General features: G+C 58.8%; 12 protein-coding genes and 1 tRNA gene. All 13 read right to left on the reverse strand.

All coding sequences use genetic code 11. The features are described from left to right. Positions 1 to 10: 10 nt before the first annotated feature. Positions 11 to 937, reverse strand: coding sequence for a carbohydrate kinase (locus tag ACFVTJ_RS15165; protein ID WP_386908704.1), 927 nt, complete (start codon positions 935 to 937; stop codon positions 11 to 13). A gap of 100 nt (positions 938 to 1,037) precedes the next feature. After that, positions 1,038 to 1,736, reverse strand: a complete 699-nt coding sequence (locus ACFVTJ_RS15170; RefSeq protein ID WP_386908706.1) for an orotate phosphoribosyltransferase — start codon at positions 1,734 to 1,736, stop codon at positions 1,038 to 1,040. A gap of 167 nt (positions 1,737 to 1,903) precedes the next feature. After that, positions 1,904 to 2,941 carry a dihydroorotase gene (gene pyrC, locus ACFVTJ_RS15175; protein ID WP_386908708.1) on the reverse strand — a complete coding sequence of 346 codons (1,038 nt, stop codon included), beginning with the start codon at positions 2,939 to 2,941 and terminating at the stop codon, positions 1,904 to 1,906. 112 nt (positions 2,942 to 3,053) lie between these two features. Next, a complete protein-coding gene (locus ACFVTJ_RS15180; RefSeq protein ID WP_003520015.1) occupies positions 3,054 to 4,091 on the reverse strand; it encodes a 4-hydroxyproline epimerase in 1,038 nt (345 codons plus the stop codon). Between the two features lie 127 nt (positions 4,092 to 4,218). After that, positions 4,219 to 5,541, reverse strand: a complete 1,323-nt coding sequence (locus tag ACFVTJ_RS15185) for an alpha/beta hydrolase (protein ID WP_386908710.1) — start codon at positions 5,539 to 5,541, stop codon at positions 4,219 to 4,221. A 183-nt stretch (positions 5,542 to 5,724) separates the two neighbouring features. Beyond that, a complete protein-coding gene (locus tag ACFVTJ_RS15190; protein ID WP_386908712.1) occupies positions 5,725 to 7,221 on the reverse strand; it encodes an acetyl-CoA hydrolase/transferase family protein in 1,497 nt (498 codons plus the stop codon). A gap of 296 nt (positions 7,222 to 7,517) precedes the next feature. After that, positions 7,518 to 8,318 carry a phosphodiesterase gene (locus ACFVTJ_RS15195; protein ID WP_386908713.1) on the reverse strand — a complete coding sequence of 267 codons (801 nt, stop codon included), beginning with the start codon at positions 8,316 to 8,318 and terminating at the stop codon, positions 7,518 to 7,520. Between the two features lie 66 nt (positions 8,319 to 8,384). Further along, positions 8,385 to 9,677 carry an ABC transporter substrate-binding protein gene (locus tag ACFVTJ_RS15200; RefSeq protein ID WP_386908715.1) on the reverse strand — a complete coding sequence of 431 codons (1,293 nt, stop codon included), beginning with the start codon at positions 9,675 to 9,677 and terminating at the stop codon, positions 8,385 to 8,387. 41 nt (positions 9,678 to 9,718) lie between these two features. After that, positions 9,719 to 10,540, reverse strand: coding sequence for a carbohydrate ABC transporter permease (locus tag ACFVTJ_RS15205; protein ID WP_386908716.1), 822 nt, complete (start codon positions 10,538 to 10,540; stop codon positions 9,719 to 9,721). Beyond that, positions 10,540 to 11,466 carry a carbohydrate ABC transporter permease gene (locus tag ACFVTJ_RS15210; RefSeq protein WP_386908718.1) on the reverse strand — a complete coding sequence of 309 codons (927 nt, stop codon included), beginning with the start codon at positions 11,464 to 11,466 and terminating at the stop codon, positions 10,540 to 10,542. Before ACFVTJ_RS15210 ends, ACFVTJ_RS15205 begins: the two co-directional genes overlap by 1 nt. Continuing rightward, positions 11,463 to 12,608, reverse strand: a complete 1,146-nt coding sequence (locus tag ACFVTJ_RS15215; RefSeq protein WP_386908720.1) for an ABC transporter ATP-binding protein — start codon at positions 12,606 to 12,608, stop codon at positions 11,463 to 11,465. Before ACFVTJ_RS15215 ends, ACFVTJ_RS15210 begins: the two co-directional genes overlap by 4 nt. Positions 12,609 to 12,811: 203 nt before the next feature. Then, the gene (locus ACFVTJ_RS15220) at positions 12,812 to 13,582 is read right to left on the reverse strand and encodes a hypothetical protein (protein ID WP_386909218.1); all 771 of its coding nucleotides are present in this window, start codon (positions 13,580 to 13,582) and stop codon (positions 12,812 to 12,814) included. 54 nt (positions 13,583 to 13,636) lie between these two features. Continuing rightward, positions 13,637 to 13,713, reverse strand: a tRNA-Arg gene (locus ACFVTJ_RS15225). Positions 13,714 to 13,900 lie beyond the last annotated feature (187 nt).

Below are 13,900 nucleotides of genomic sequence, written 5' to 3' on the forward strand. Positions count from 1 at the left end.
ACCGTGCCCTTCACAAACCGATTTCATGCGCAAAGGGCGGGTTGGCACCAGCACGCGAGACGGTGACCGCAGCCGCTTTTGCTCCCAGCGACAAGGCCTTCCTGATCTGCTCTTCGCTCAGCGACGCCACCTGTGCCTTGGTCAGCAGGCCCTGCATTTTCAGCGAGGCAAGAATGCCGGCGTCGAACGTATCGCCGGCGCCGACCGTATCGACCACTTCGACCCGTTCGGAGGCCACTTCAACCTTGAGATTGGCGCTGTAACCGACGGCACCCTTGGCGCCACGGGTAACGACGACCAGTTTTGCGCCATGGTGCAGCCAGTGGCGGGCAAGCGTGTCCTCGTCGCCTTCCAGACCGAACCAGGCGAGGTCTTCGTCCGAGAACTTGACGATATCGGACATGGCGGCCATGCGGCGGATGCGGGCCATATGGGACTGCTTGTCCTTGATGAAACCAGGGCGGATATTCGGATCGAGCGAGATGACACGGCTTGCGTGCTCGCGCGTCATCAGCGCCTCATAGGTGCTGCCGCAGGGTTCCGGAATGAGGCTGATGGCTCCGAAATGCAGCGCCTCGCAATCGCCGCCCAATGCCGGAAGTTCGGCCTCGGTAATCATTCGGCCGGCGGTGTTTTCGTCATAGAAGGCATAGGTCGCATGGCCATCCACCAGCTTCACAAAGGCGATGGTGGTCGGCCGCGAAAGGGTGGCGCAATAGCTGAAATCCACGTTGCTAGCGCGCAGGGTCTCCCGGAGGATATCGCCCATCATGTCATCGGAAAGACCGGTGAAGAAGGCGGATGGAACACCGAGCCGTCCAAGCGCAATTGCCGTGTTGAAGACCGCTCCGCCTGCATAGGGGGCAAAACCCGCCTCGCCCAGCGTCGTCTGCCGGGGCAGCATGTCGATCAGGGCTTCACCACAACACAGGATCATTACGGTCCTCCTCAAAACAGCAAATCAAATGGACTTAAATCGATTTAGACGAAGATCGATCGGAAGGCCAGCCGCAAAACCGGGCTGGCCGCATCCGAAATTAAGATTGCGGCAATTCGCTGACGCCGCCGTGCTTTGCCGACCATGGCAAGGGGTTATCGAGGAAGGCTTCGACCTCCGACAGGGTCTTCTCGTCGAACAGTTTTTCAGCTCGGGCGACCGCCAGAACATCGCGCCAGGTCGTCAGATAATGCAGCTTGACGTTGCCGTTGGCGAAGCGTGCTTCGGCTTCTTCGAAGATGCCGTAATAGAAGAGCGCGATACCGTGATCGACAATGCCGCCCGCCGCGCGGATGGCGTCGATGAAGGTGAACATCGAGCCGCCGGCCGTCGTCAGATCCTCGATGACGAGAACGCGAGCGCCTTCCGGCATATGGCCTTCGATCTGGGCATTGCGGCCGTGGCCTTTCGGCTTCTTGCGGCAATAGATCATCGGCAGGCCGAGGCGTTCGGCAAGGAAAGCGGCAAAGGGAATGCCTGCCGTTTCACCGCCGGCGACACAGTCGAATTTCTCGAAACCGGCCTCCCGCATGACCGCCGCCGCCGCAAAATCCATGGCGGCGGAACGAATGCGCGGGAAGGAGATGAGCTTGCGCATGTCGATATAGACGGGGCTCTTCATGCCTGACGCGAAGGTGTAGGGGCTTTCCGAATTGAAATGGACCGCCTTGATTTCCCACAACATCTTCGCAACCAGTTCCGCGACGACGGTGCGGTCGGTGAATGTGAAATGGTTCATAGGCGCTCTCCTTTTCGGCCTTGGTTTATCGTTCCCGAGAACCCGGATGGGTTTTCGGAAGCACAACGTCTCAGTTCAACATTGTTGGCGTTCTCAGGCGGGTGCCGGTTGGCGAGCGCCTGAAGACCATAACAAAACCGCCGGCAGTGCCGGCGGTCATCAAAAAATCAGCTCACATCCCAATGAAGCGGGAACATCGGATCAAACACGGTAACCGGCCCGGCGCCCGTTTCGATCTTGGCCGGGAAGGACACCTGCTCCTCGCGCTTGACCAGCGTGATCGTTTCCTCGTTCGGCGCAAGACCGTACCAGGCCGGGCCGTTGAGCGAAGCAAAGGCTTCCAGCTTGTCGAGAGCGTTTTCGTCCTCGAAGACATGGGCAAGGCAGCTCATGGTATTGATGGATGTATAGATGCCGGCGCAGCCGCAGGCGCATTCCTTCAGCGGATCCACATGCGGGGCGGAATCCGTGCCGAGGAAGAAGCGCGCATCGCCCGAGATCGCGGCAGCCCGCAGCGCCAGCCTGTGCTCCTCGCGCTTGGCGACGGGCAGGCAATAATAATGTGGCTTGATGCCGCCAACCAGAATGGCGTTACGGTTGATGATGAGATGATGCGTGGTGATTGAGCCGGCCAGATTGGCCTTGGAAGACTTGATATAGTCGACGCCGTCGCGGGTGGTGATGTGCTCCATCGTCACCTTCAGCTCCGGCAGGCGCTGGCGCAGCGGCTCCAGAACCGTATCGATGAAAACCTTCTCGCGGTCGAAAATATCGACTTCCGGCGTCGTCACTTCGCCATGTACGCAAAGCGGCAGGCCAATTTTCGCCATGCGCTCCAAAACCGGCATCGCCCTGTTAAAATCGCGCACGCCGCCGTGGGAATTGGTGGTCGCCCCCGCAGGGTAGAGCTTGACGGCGGTGATGAGGCCGCTTTTTTTGCCCTCTTCAACGTCGTCGGCGTCGGTATCCTCTGTCAGATAAAGGGTCATCAGCGGCTGGAAACGATCCCCCGCCGGGATCGCCTTGACGATGCGGTCGCGATAGGCGCGAGCGTCGGCAGTGGTGACGACCGGTGGCACCAGGTTCGGCATGATGATGGCACGGGCGAAATGCCGGCTCGTATCCCCGATCACCCCTTCCAGCATGGCGCCATCACGAAGATGCAGGTGCCAGTCATCAGGGCGGCGCAGGGTGAGCGACTTCATCGGGATACCTCGGAGCATGATGGAATTGCGCCCGCTTAGCATCTTTTGTCGCGGGAAAACAGCCGCCAGAGACCATCAGGCGACCGTAAATGTCATTTTTTTGAAGCGCGCTTCAGATGTTGCCCGCCTCCGGACCCCAGACATCGGTCATGGCAAAACCATCGGCCAGCGGATCAAAGGGATCGAGACCCACCTGATGCAGCCCGAAGGTGAAACCGCGCCCGGCAATGGTGGGAATGACGGCAGGACGGCCCGCCACCTCAGTGACGGCAGAAAGGCCCACATCGAATTCCGAGCCGATGATCGAGCGGGATTTATACTCGTCTCCCACCTTCACCTTGCCGCGCGCATAAAGAGTGGCGAGATTGGCGGAATTGCCGGTGCCGCAGGGCGAACGATCCGCCCGGCCCGGCCACATTGTGGTGCAGGTGCGGATGGAGCCATCGGCATCCACATCGCGGAACATCACATAGGCCACGCCTGATATGGCGGGGATTTCCGGATGCACGACGGTCATTTCACGGTTGACCAGATCCTTCAGGATCATGCCCGCCGAGACCAGTTTGGCCGCATTGGCTTTTTCGATCGTCAAGCCGATCTGGCGGACATCAACAAGCGCGTAAAAAATGCCGCCGTAGGAAATATCCATCGTCACTCTGCCCCATTCGGGCGTGTCGATGCTGACATCCAGCTCATGCACGAAGGACGGCACCATGGTCAGTTTGACCTTTTCGCAGCGCCCGTCGCGGCAGGTAGCCGTGGCCTTGACCAGACCGGCGGCCGTTTCCAGAATGATGACCGTTTCCGGTTCCTGCATTTCCACCATACCGCTTTCCAGAAGGGCGGTGGTGGCGCAGATGGAATTGGACCCGGAACTGGCATGCGCCTGATCCGGCTGGAGAATGACAAAGGCCGCATGCGCATCCGGGTGCTTCGGCGGCAGGAGAAGATTGACCGACCCCATGGGCGTACCGCGCGGTTCCAACGTCAAAAAACGGCGAAGCGCCTCACCCTGCGGATCCGTATTCATCCAGTGGAGCTGTTCGGCCACGGTGTTGCCGGGAATTTTCGGCGCGCCGCCGGTGACGACACGGCCGATTTCGCCTTCGCAATGAACATCGAGAAGCTGGAGGGTGCGTTTCCAACGCATGGGGGTCTACTCCGGAAGTTGGGTTATGGACCTGACCATACAGATAAAAATACAAGGTGTATACAAATCTGCGGAGGCGCGATGACAAAAACGCTTAACGTTTTCGCCACCCCGCACGCATCGTCGTTTAGCGGCTACGGCATTCCGCCCGGTTTCGATTAGCGGCGGCATCGCAATTCACTCTAGAGGATTGAACCGCCTGATCGTCCACCACGGAACCGGCTGTATCGCCCACCGATCCGACGGTGTTTTCGACGGAGCGGCCGAGCCGCTCCACCTGCCTGCCGTAATTCTCCCGCGTCCGTGGATCGAAGACCGCAATCGGCGCGCTGACAACGACGCTGGCCGCGGTTCCGACTGTTTGCGCGGCACCGATGCTGACGGCACCCAGCGCCTCGCCCAGACCGACATCGGAATCCGTCACCGTCTGGCCCGCGATAAGACGGTCGCCGATCAGGCGAACGACCTCCGGGCTCTCGGCAAATTTTCCATGGTTCAGACGATCACCGGATTGCAGCTTGGTGAGATCGAGAACCGTGATGCCAGCCTTTTCCAGCTGGCTGCGATAGGGCTCGACGGAAGGATCGATCTGACCGAGGCGATCAACATTGCCGGAAATGCGGCGCGACAGGCTGAGCGCGCGGTCATCCTGCGAAACGAACAGGGTGAATTTCGGCGGCATCTTGCCGAGGCTGGTGAATTGCCGGCTGAAGACGTCCACATCCAGATCAGGCGCCGCCAGAATGACATTGCTGATCTTCGGATCAACGCGGCCGTTGCGGATGGCCATCTGGCGCAGTGCCTCCACTGCAAGCCAGGTGCCCATGGAATGGGCCATGACGGTGACTTCGCGTATGGATTTGTCTTTCGCCAGCCGCGTCAGCATCTCCTCCAGGGAATCGCGGGAATAGTTGGTGCTTTCCTTATCGTAATTATAGTCGAAGATGCTCGCGCGCGACGGCCAGGTGAACACGACAGGCACGACATCCGTGCCGGAATCATGGACGATCTGCGCGAAGCGATAGACGGATTCCTCGTAACGATTGTTGAAACCATGCACGAAGACCAGCACCCGGCGGTCCTTCGCGATATGCTTACTTATCCAGCTTCGGGTTTCGGCTTCGGAGCGGATCGGCTCAATCGCAACCGTGGTGAAATCCTTCAGCGGATTGGGCGGCAGTTTTTTCGGCCATTGCACCTGACCAACCTTGCGGTTGGCAGCAGGCGGAATGGAGACCGTGACCGCATCGACCTTCAGCCCCGTTCCCCGCTCGCCGCCGAAAAGAACCGCAGGATTTTCGGACGGGGCGCGCGTTGTCGCAACGAGGAGATTGACCGGCGTCGTGCCAGCCACAGTTTGTCCCGTTGGCGTCATCACGCCGATCGGCCGCCCGCCGCAACCGGCAAGCAGGGCGACAATCGCGATCATGGCGACGAAGCGAATGGGCATTACATCACTCTCCTGCAACCCTGAGGCAGCTCGATAGCGGCCGGGTGGAGAAGATTTTCTACCGGAGGCGGAACAGTCGCGCCAGCAACCTAAGCGGCGTGGCGGGCAATTTCCCCCCCGGTGTGTCCAAACGGACCCAATTGCCGGTCGAAAAACCGGCAATTGGACAACCTGTTTCAACGCCTAGTGCTGAGGTCGCATCGTGCCCTTTTCCCGCAGCGCCTGATGCCACGACAGTGCTTCTTCGATGAGATGCGGCGTCTGCCCGCCCCGCGCTGCTGCCCGATGATAATAGTCAGCCAGCGCATCGCGGTAATCGGAATGGACGCAATTGGCGATGATGACAGCCGCGCGCTCGCGGGGGGCGAGACCGCGTAGATCGGCGAGGCCCGTTTCGGTGACCAGAATATCGACATCATGTTCGGTGTGATCGACATGGCTGACCATCGGCACCACGCTTGAGATCGCGCCACCCTTGGCGATCGACTTGGTAACGAAAATGGACATATAGGCATTACGGGCAAAATCGCCGGAGCCGCCAATGCCGTTCATCATGTGGGTGCCACGGACATGGGTGGAATTGACGTTTCCGTAGATATCGAATTCCAACGCGGTGTTGATGCCGATGATGCCGAGGCGACGAATGACCTCCGGGTGATTGCTTACCTCCTGCGGGCGCAGGATCAGCCTGCTTTTGTAATCGGCCAGTCGCGGCATGACCTGCTCGTTCATGGCAGAAGAAAGCGTTATCGACGACCCGGATGCGAAGGTGAGCTTGCCAGCGTCGAACAGTTCGAAGGTCGAATCCTGCAGGACTTCCGAATACATTTTCAGATCATGAAACGGCGTATCGATGAAACCATGCATGACGGCGTTGGCAATGGTGCCGATGCCGGCCTGAAGCGGCTGGAGCTCGTGGGTCATGCGGCCATGACGCACCTCGTTCAACAGAAATTCGGTGAGATGGCCGGCAATCGCCTTGGTCTCGTCGTCCGGCGGCAGCACCGTGGAGAAACTGTCGCTTTTGTCGCTCAGCACGATGGCGGCGATCTTTTCCGGCGGCACCGGAATGAAGGGCAGGCCGACGCGGCTATCCGTCGCGACCACGGGAATGGGCATACGGGTTGGGCGTTTGGCGGGAATGAAGATGTCGTGCAGCCCCTCCAGCACCTCAGGCTGCGACAGGTTGATCTCGACGATGACCTTATCGGCCAGAATGGCGAAGCTTGCGGAATTGCCGACCGAGGTGGTGGGCACGATGCCACCCTCTGCCGTAATCGCCACCGCCTCGACAATGGCGATATCGACGCCGTGGATCTGGCCGCCGCGCAATTGCTCCACCGTTTCGGAAAGATGCTGATCGATGAACATCACCTTCCCGTCATTGATCGCCTTGCGCAAAGCCGGATCGGACTGGAACGGCATGCGGCGCGCCAGCATGCCGGCCTCGACCATTGTCTTGTCGAGATCGTTGCCGAGGGAGGCGCCGGTCATCAGGGTGATTTTCATGGGGTTCGTCTTGGCGCGCTCGGCCAGCGCCAGCGGCACTGCCTTGGCTTCACCGGCGCGCGTAAAACCGCTCATGCCCACCGTCATGCCATCCTGAATGAGACTGGCGGCCTCTTCGGCGCTGACGATCCGGCTCAAGAGGGACGCGTTGCGGATACGCTTTTCAAGCATGCACTTCTCCATGATCTGTCTTCACGATGGCACGGCATTCGGTCGGCCATCTCGCGGCGACTATGGCGTGCAGTTTCATCGATGAAACTGACATAGATCAAGGGTGCGAACAGAACCATGGCTTTGGCGCAGCAAATCCCGTTCAACAGATCGGAAGTGGCGCATAGGCGCGACAGGCCGTGAGGTGTTCACACCATCGCAGCCTCCCGGTTGCACAGGACTTACGCTGGACCTCTCCCTCGCCGGCAAGCGACGAGGCGAAGGCGCCTCATTGCAGTCCAAAGAATCATCGTTTGTCAGGGGCCTTCGCAAACGGGCGCCTGGCCCAGAACGGCCTGCCCAACTTCCGCGTCATAGGCACGAAGGCCGAATGTACCAAGGCTTATGACCCGGTAACAGGGATTACCACCCGTCCATAGCGGATCGACAACATCGATATCGGTGATGAAGCGATGCGCACAGGCCTGGCCGGAACTATAAGCGATGCCTTCGGCCGTCGTGCCTGCCATAGGCACATGGATATGGCCAAAAATAATATGGCGTATGCCGGCCGGATGGGCTGAGAGACGGCGCATGACGGCGCCGTCATCATGCATACCGATATGTTCGAAATGTCGGACGCCGCAATCCATCGGTGGATGATGGATGAACACCGTCACCGGCAGATTGCCGGCGCTTTCCAGCGCACTCTCCAGCCAGACCAGACGATCCGCGCCATAGATGCCGCCGATCACATCGGCTTCGTGGCTGTCGAGAAACAGCAGGCGACCAAATTCAGTATCGATGGCAGACTGGATATAGCCATTGTCGTCGCGCGGCTGTTCGGGAAAGGCGGCCACAAATTCCGGACGGCGGTCGTGATTGCCGAGCATCAACCGCGTGGGAATGGAGACGGGCGCAAGGATATCGCGCAGCAGCTCATAGGCTTCCGGCTCGCCGTAATTGCAAAGATCGCCTGTCATGACAAGAAGATCGGCGTCGGCGTGTTTCTCAACGATATCGGCGATTGCCGCGCGCAGCTGCTTTTCCGGGTCCACGCCATTTATCGCGATGCCGGGTGGCAGGAGATGGGTGTCAGTGATCTGGATGATCTTCATAAGAGGTCTTTCTGCGCAAAATGGCTGCGGGAAGGGATTTTCCCGCAGCCCCTTTGGTGGCTCCGCTTATTTCAGCAGGGCGTTGGTCTGCTCGACAATCTGCTTGAGACCGGCTTCCGGCGTTACTTCACCGCGCATGACGGTGCCGATGATGTCGCGCTGGGTGCGCCAGATGCGGACGGAATCGCCACCCGGATAGCCGGCCCAGGGGAGCGAACGGTCAGCCTGAAGCGAAGCGGTCTTCACATTCGGGTTCTCGACATAATAAGGAGCGAGGAACTCCGGGCCGGTTGCCAGCTTGTTGGTCGGCAGGTAGCCGGTGATGCGAACGATGGTGTTCTGTGCTTCCGGACCGGTGATCCACTTCAGGTATTTCCAGGCAGCATCCTGCTTGGCCTTTTCCTGCGTCAGGATAACGGCAGAGTTGCCGCCGGTGGGCACGCCGCCCTTTTCCTTGTTGTCGAGCGGGAAGGTCGCCGTCTTCATCTTGAAGCGATCGCCAACCAGACCCTGGATCGTCTGAACGTGAGCGGGTGTGGAGAAGATGAAGCCGGTGAGGCCTGCACCGAACTGCTGGCGCGACTGATCCCAGTCAAGCAGGTTCTGGCCACCTTCGGTGACGAACTGGCGGGTCATCTTCAGGGCGTTGAGGCCGATCTCGTTGTCGAAGGCAACGGTCTTGGTCTTCTCGTCGACGAGCTTGCCGCCCTGTTCGACAATGAGCGCCTGCCACAACCAGTCATCCGGCCAGCCGTTGATGTCGTAGCTCATGCCGGCAAATTTGGGGTCGAGAGCCTTGATCTTCTTGGCAAGAGCAATGAGCTCCGCAAAGGTCGTCGGCATCTTGTCCGGGTCGCCGCCAGCCTTGGTAACGAGGTCGGAGTTGATGTAGATGATCGGCGAGGAAGCGTTGACCGGCAGGCCGTACTGCTTGCCGTCGATCTGACCGAGTGCGGCCATCTTGGGGCTGTAGTTCTTGTCGAGGAAGGCCTGGCCGCCTTCAGCCTGAATGAACGGGCCGAGATCGGTGATCTGATTGCGCGGGGCCAACGTGTGCACCAGTTCCGCCGTCAGGTTGTAGCCAGAGAAATAAACGTCCGGCAGATTGCCTGTGACGGCAGAACGCAGAACCTGCTGCTGGCCTTCGTTATAACCGGCGGCCGGAGCGAGGAAGTTGATCTTCACATCCGGGTTCTTCTTCATGAATTCATCGGCCAACGGCTGATGAAACTTGGTGAAGCCCGGCAGGTTGTAAAGAACGTCGAGCGTGATTTCGTTGGCCAGAACCGGCTGTGCGAGGCCAGCAAAAGCCATGCCAAGAGCCAGACCGCCCATCACAGCGCGTCGGTTGAGTTTCATGTCAGTCTCCAGAGAGGTTGGGAGGTGGAAGTCGAACGGCGTCACTTGACGCCGGTCATGGTAATACCGGCGATGAAGTGCCGCCGTGCGAGGAGGAAGCACAGCACCATCGGCGCGGTAATCAGTGTGGCGCCCGCCATCAGCGCACCGTAATTGGCGCCGGATTCGACGTCGGCGAAAAGCATCATGCCGAGCGGCGGCGGGGCGAGATCGGTGTCGGAGATGACGATCATCGGCCAGTAGAGATCGTTCCAATGGGCAACGAGCGAAAAGATCGAGAAAGCCGCAAGCGACGGCAGCGACCCGCGAAGAACCAGTCGCCAGCAGATCTCCATTTCCGAAAAACCGTCCATGCGGGCAGCCTCGATGATTTCATCGGGGTAGCTGCGGAAGGATTGGTTGAACAGAAAGATGGCGAAAACCGAAAGGAAGAACGGCATCATCATCGCAAAATAGGTGTTGAGAAGCTGCGTCTTGGCCAAACCCACGAAGAGCGGCAACGCCAGCGCCTGAATGGGAACGCAGAGTGCTGCGATGACGAGGCCCAGCAACAACTTGCGGCCCGGGAAACGGAGCTTTGCCAAAGCATAGGCCGCCGGAACCGAGGTCAGTATCTGCACGACGAGAATACCGCCGCAGACGATGACGCCGTTCAGCATGAAACGCGCCATCGGCACCTGACCTGCCGCCCGGGCATAGTTATCGACAGCGTCGAACTTTTGCGGAATTGGCCAGAGCGAGACGTCGAATATTTCCGCAGGCGAGCGGATCGAGGTCAGCACCATCCAATAAAACGGCAGGAGCATCACGAAAGCGCCGAGCGCAAGCACGAGATGCGGGAGATATTTGCGGAACGCGGCCATCAGTAATGCACCTTCCGGTCCATATGCAGCGTTTGGCCGATAGACAGGATCAGCACGATCGCGAGGAAGATGATCGTCAGCGCAGCGGCATAACCGGTGTTGGAATATTCGAAACCTTCAAGATAAAGATCGTAGAGCAGGGTCTCCGACCCGGAGCGGCCCTTGGTCAGCACGGCAACCGTCTCGAACACCTTGAAGGCGGAGATGGAGGTGGTAACGACCACAAACATGGTCGTCGGCCCCAGCATCGGCCATGTGACGGTTAGAAACCGGTCGATCGGGTTCTTGGCGCCATCCAGCCGCGCCGCCTCATGCAGATCCTTCGAAATGGCAGTGAGACCGGCGAGGAACAGCACCATGTTGAAGCCCAGAACCTGCCAGACGCCCATCAGCGCCATGGTCGGAATGAGGAGAACGGGGTTGGAAAGAAACGCGACCGGTTCGAAACCGAACCACTTGATCGCCGCATTCACCGGCCCAAGCGACGGGTGCAGCAGGAACTGCCACACAGTCGCCATGGCGACGAGGGTGGCGGTGACGGGAAGGAAATAGGCCACTTCCCAGAAAGCGCGGCTGCGTTTGCGGTTATAAACAAGCAAAGCGGCGCCGAGTGCGAGAAACACGCCGAAGGGAATGACGATGACCGCATAGATGGCGGTATTCACCAGCGCGCGCAGAAAAACCGGATCCTGAAACGCCTTGATGAAGTTGCCCAGACCGACAAAGCGGGTGGAGAGCGAACCCAGCTGGTAATCGGTAACGGAAAAAACGGCCAGAACGACCATCGGAACAATATAGATCGCGAGGAGCAGCAGGCTTGCGGGGGCTGCAAACATCAGACCGCGCCAAATCATTCTCCGGTCTGCCTTTGACTGCCGCGGGCGCGCCTTCGTGCGCGCAGCCGGAGAGAAATCAACCGCCGTCATGCCGGCACCCGCTCGCGCATCGTCACCTTGCGACGCAGGCCATCGGCCGCGAAAAGATGAGCACGATCCGGCGCAAAGCCGAGAGTCAAAACGCCGTTGGCGTCGGCACCCAGCGCCTCGCCCGCGCCTTGCCGCAAGGTGACGGCAACGGTCTCGTCGTTCAGCAGGCGGCAGCTCACGAAACGGTCGGCGCCGTGCGTTTCGCTACGCACCACACGCACGGCGAAACCTTCCTCGCCCGGACGCAGATCTTCGGCGCGAAGACCGAGCGTCGCCGGGCCGGCATCGCGGCCCACACCCTCCAGGCCAAGATCGCGTCCAAACGCCGTAACCTTACCCTGCGTATCGATTTCGACCGGCAGCAGGTTGATCGATGGCGTGCCGATAAAGCGCGCGACAGTCAGTGTCGCGGGCTTGCGATAAAGCTCGTCCGGCGTGCCCAGCTGTTCGATGCGGCCTTCCGACATCAAGGCGATGCGGTCGGACATGGTCATGGCTTCGATCTGGTCGTGGGTGACATAGATGAAGGTTGCCCCGAGCCGGCGGTGCAGGCCCGCCAGTTCCTCACGCATGTGGGCGCGGAGCTTGGCGTCGAGGTTGGAAAGCGGTTCATCCATCAGGAAGGCAGCGGGCGAACGCACCAGCGCCCGCGCAAGCGCCACACGCTGGCGCTGGCCGCCGGAAAGCTGCGCCGGCTTGCGATCCAGAAGATGTGCGATCTGTAGCGTCTCGGCTGCCTTTTCAACGGCCGCATCGATCTGCTTCAATGTTTCCGCCGGCGCAGCAAACCGTCCGATCAGCGGCAGGCGGGCCGCCAAGGGCAGACGCCGCATGCGCAGTGGCGTCGCAATATTCTGGCGCACGCTCATATGCGGATAAAGCGCATAGGACTGGAACACCATCGCCAGATTGCGATCGCTCGGATCGAGCCTTGTCACATCCCGCTCGCCGATCGAAACCGAACCGCGATCCGGAGATTCCAGCCCCGCGATGATGCGCAGCAGCGTGGACTTGCCGCAGCCCGACATACCGACGAGCGACAGGAATTCCCCTGGACGAATGGAAAGATCGATCTCTTTCAGAACATCGTCAGCTCCGAAGCCTTTGCCGATGCCCGAAAGTTCAAGTGATTGTGGCGTCATTCTGCGCTCCTTTTCTGGAGCGCATATGCTTATATTGTATGACAATATGACGAAGGTTTGCGGAAAGTTCGATGACACTCGAAAGCCCAGTAATCTTGGGCTATCGCTAAGCCTTGCAACGCAGGCTCTCTCCAAAACCACTAATATGTGGGGGTTATTTTAACCCACCTTGGCGCTAGCAACTACGCTTGCTGGATCTGGTTTCACGCATTCCCGACAGCATGAATTTCCCAGTACATTCCGCCCATCGTCGGGCGTTCGAAGCATTTAAGGGTGCACATTCCTTGAGTTAGATCGTCTCTTAGCATTCCCGCTAGGTTATCGCAGACATCTACCCCCGGATCACCACTCAGGTGAGTTGAGACACGGAGATTTCCGCTGACCAAACGTATTTTGGCAGCATTTTCTGCAATAATATAGAACAAAGTTGACATAGGCCCATCAATCCCAAGAGGGAAATTGTCCGGACTAATCTGCCAATCACACCATACTATATTGCCATCATCCTCACGCAAACGATCAAGAATCAATGCATGCATACGACAAATAAAGTGCGTAATATAAACAACTGATGCGGCTTGACGTGTAGGAAGAGTAAAATTACGGCCGGACGCGAGACCGGAAATTATGGTTTTCTCTCCCGACACATGAATATTCCCGCCCAGATCCATTTGGCTTATCAACTCCGGCAAAGAATCGATTATTGTTTTGCCCTGAACGCTTAGCGCTAGTGCAAAGACGCCGCTACTCGCCAAAAAGCCGGGAAATTGCCGGCGAAATTCGTTACGATAGCGATCTGAGCGCCTTGCAGCCCACTTCCGCAATTTCTTTCCTTGCGGATTCAGTAAAGGCCCCAGCACCTTATCCCAATCCCACTGCTCTGCGCTAACAGACACCAGCAAAGCAGATGTATGCCAAACATCACGATCATTAGGTATTTCTTGAGGGCTGTGATCCATCGAGGCAACAAGCATAGACACTTCTATCGCCTGACTTTATCAACTATTGCTTGATGATCTTTAGAGAAATGGCGCACCCGAAGAGATTCGAACTCCTGACCCCCAGATTCGTAGTCTGGTGCTCTATCCAGCTGAGCTACGGGTGCGTGCCGTTCCGGTCGTTTCCGGTGGCGTGGCGATCCTCTAAAACGTCCTCATTCCGAATGCAAGCGATTTCGTTTCGAAATTGTCATTTTTCCGCAGCAATTCGCGTATCACATTGATTATATTGTAAATTCCATGTCGATCATTTTCCGCGGGCCTGATGGGGCCACGATTCTACTTGAGATAACG

Source organism: Agrobacterium sp. NPDC058088 (genome assembly GCF_042885035.1).
GTDB lineage: Bacteria > Pseudomonadota > Alphaproteobacteria > Rhizobiales > Rhizobiaceae > Agrobacterium.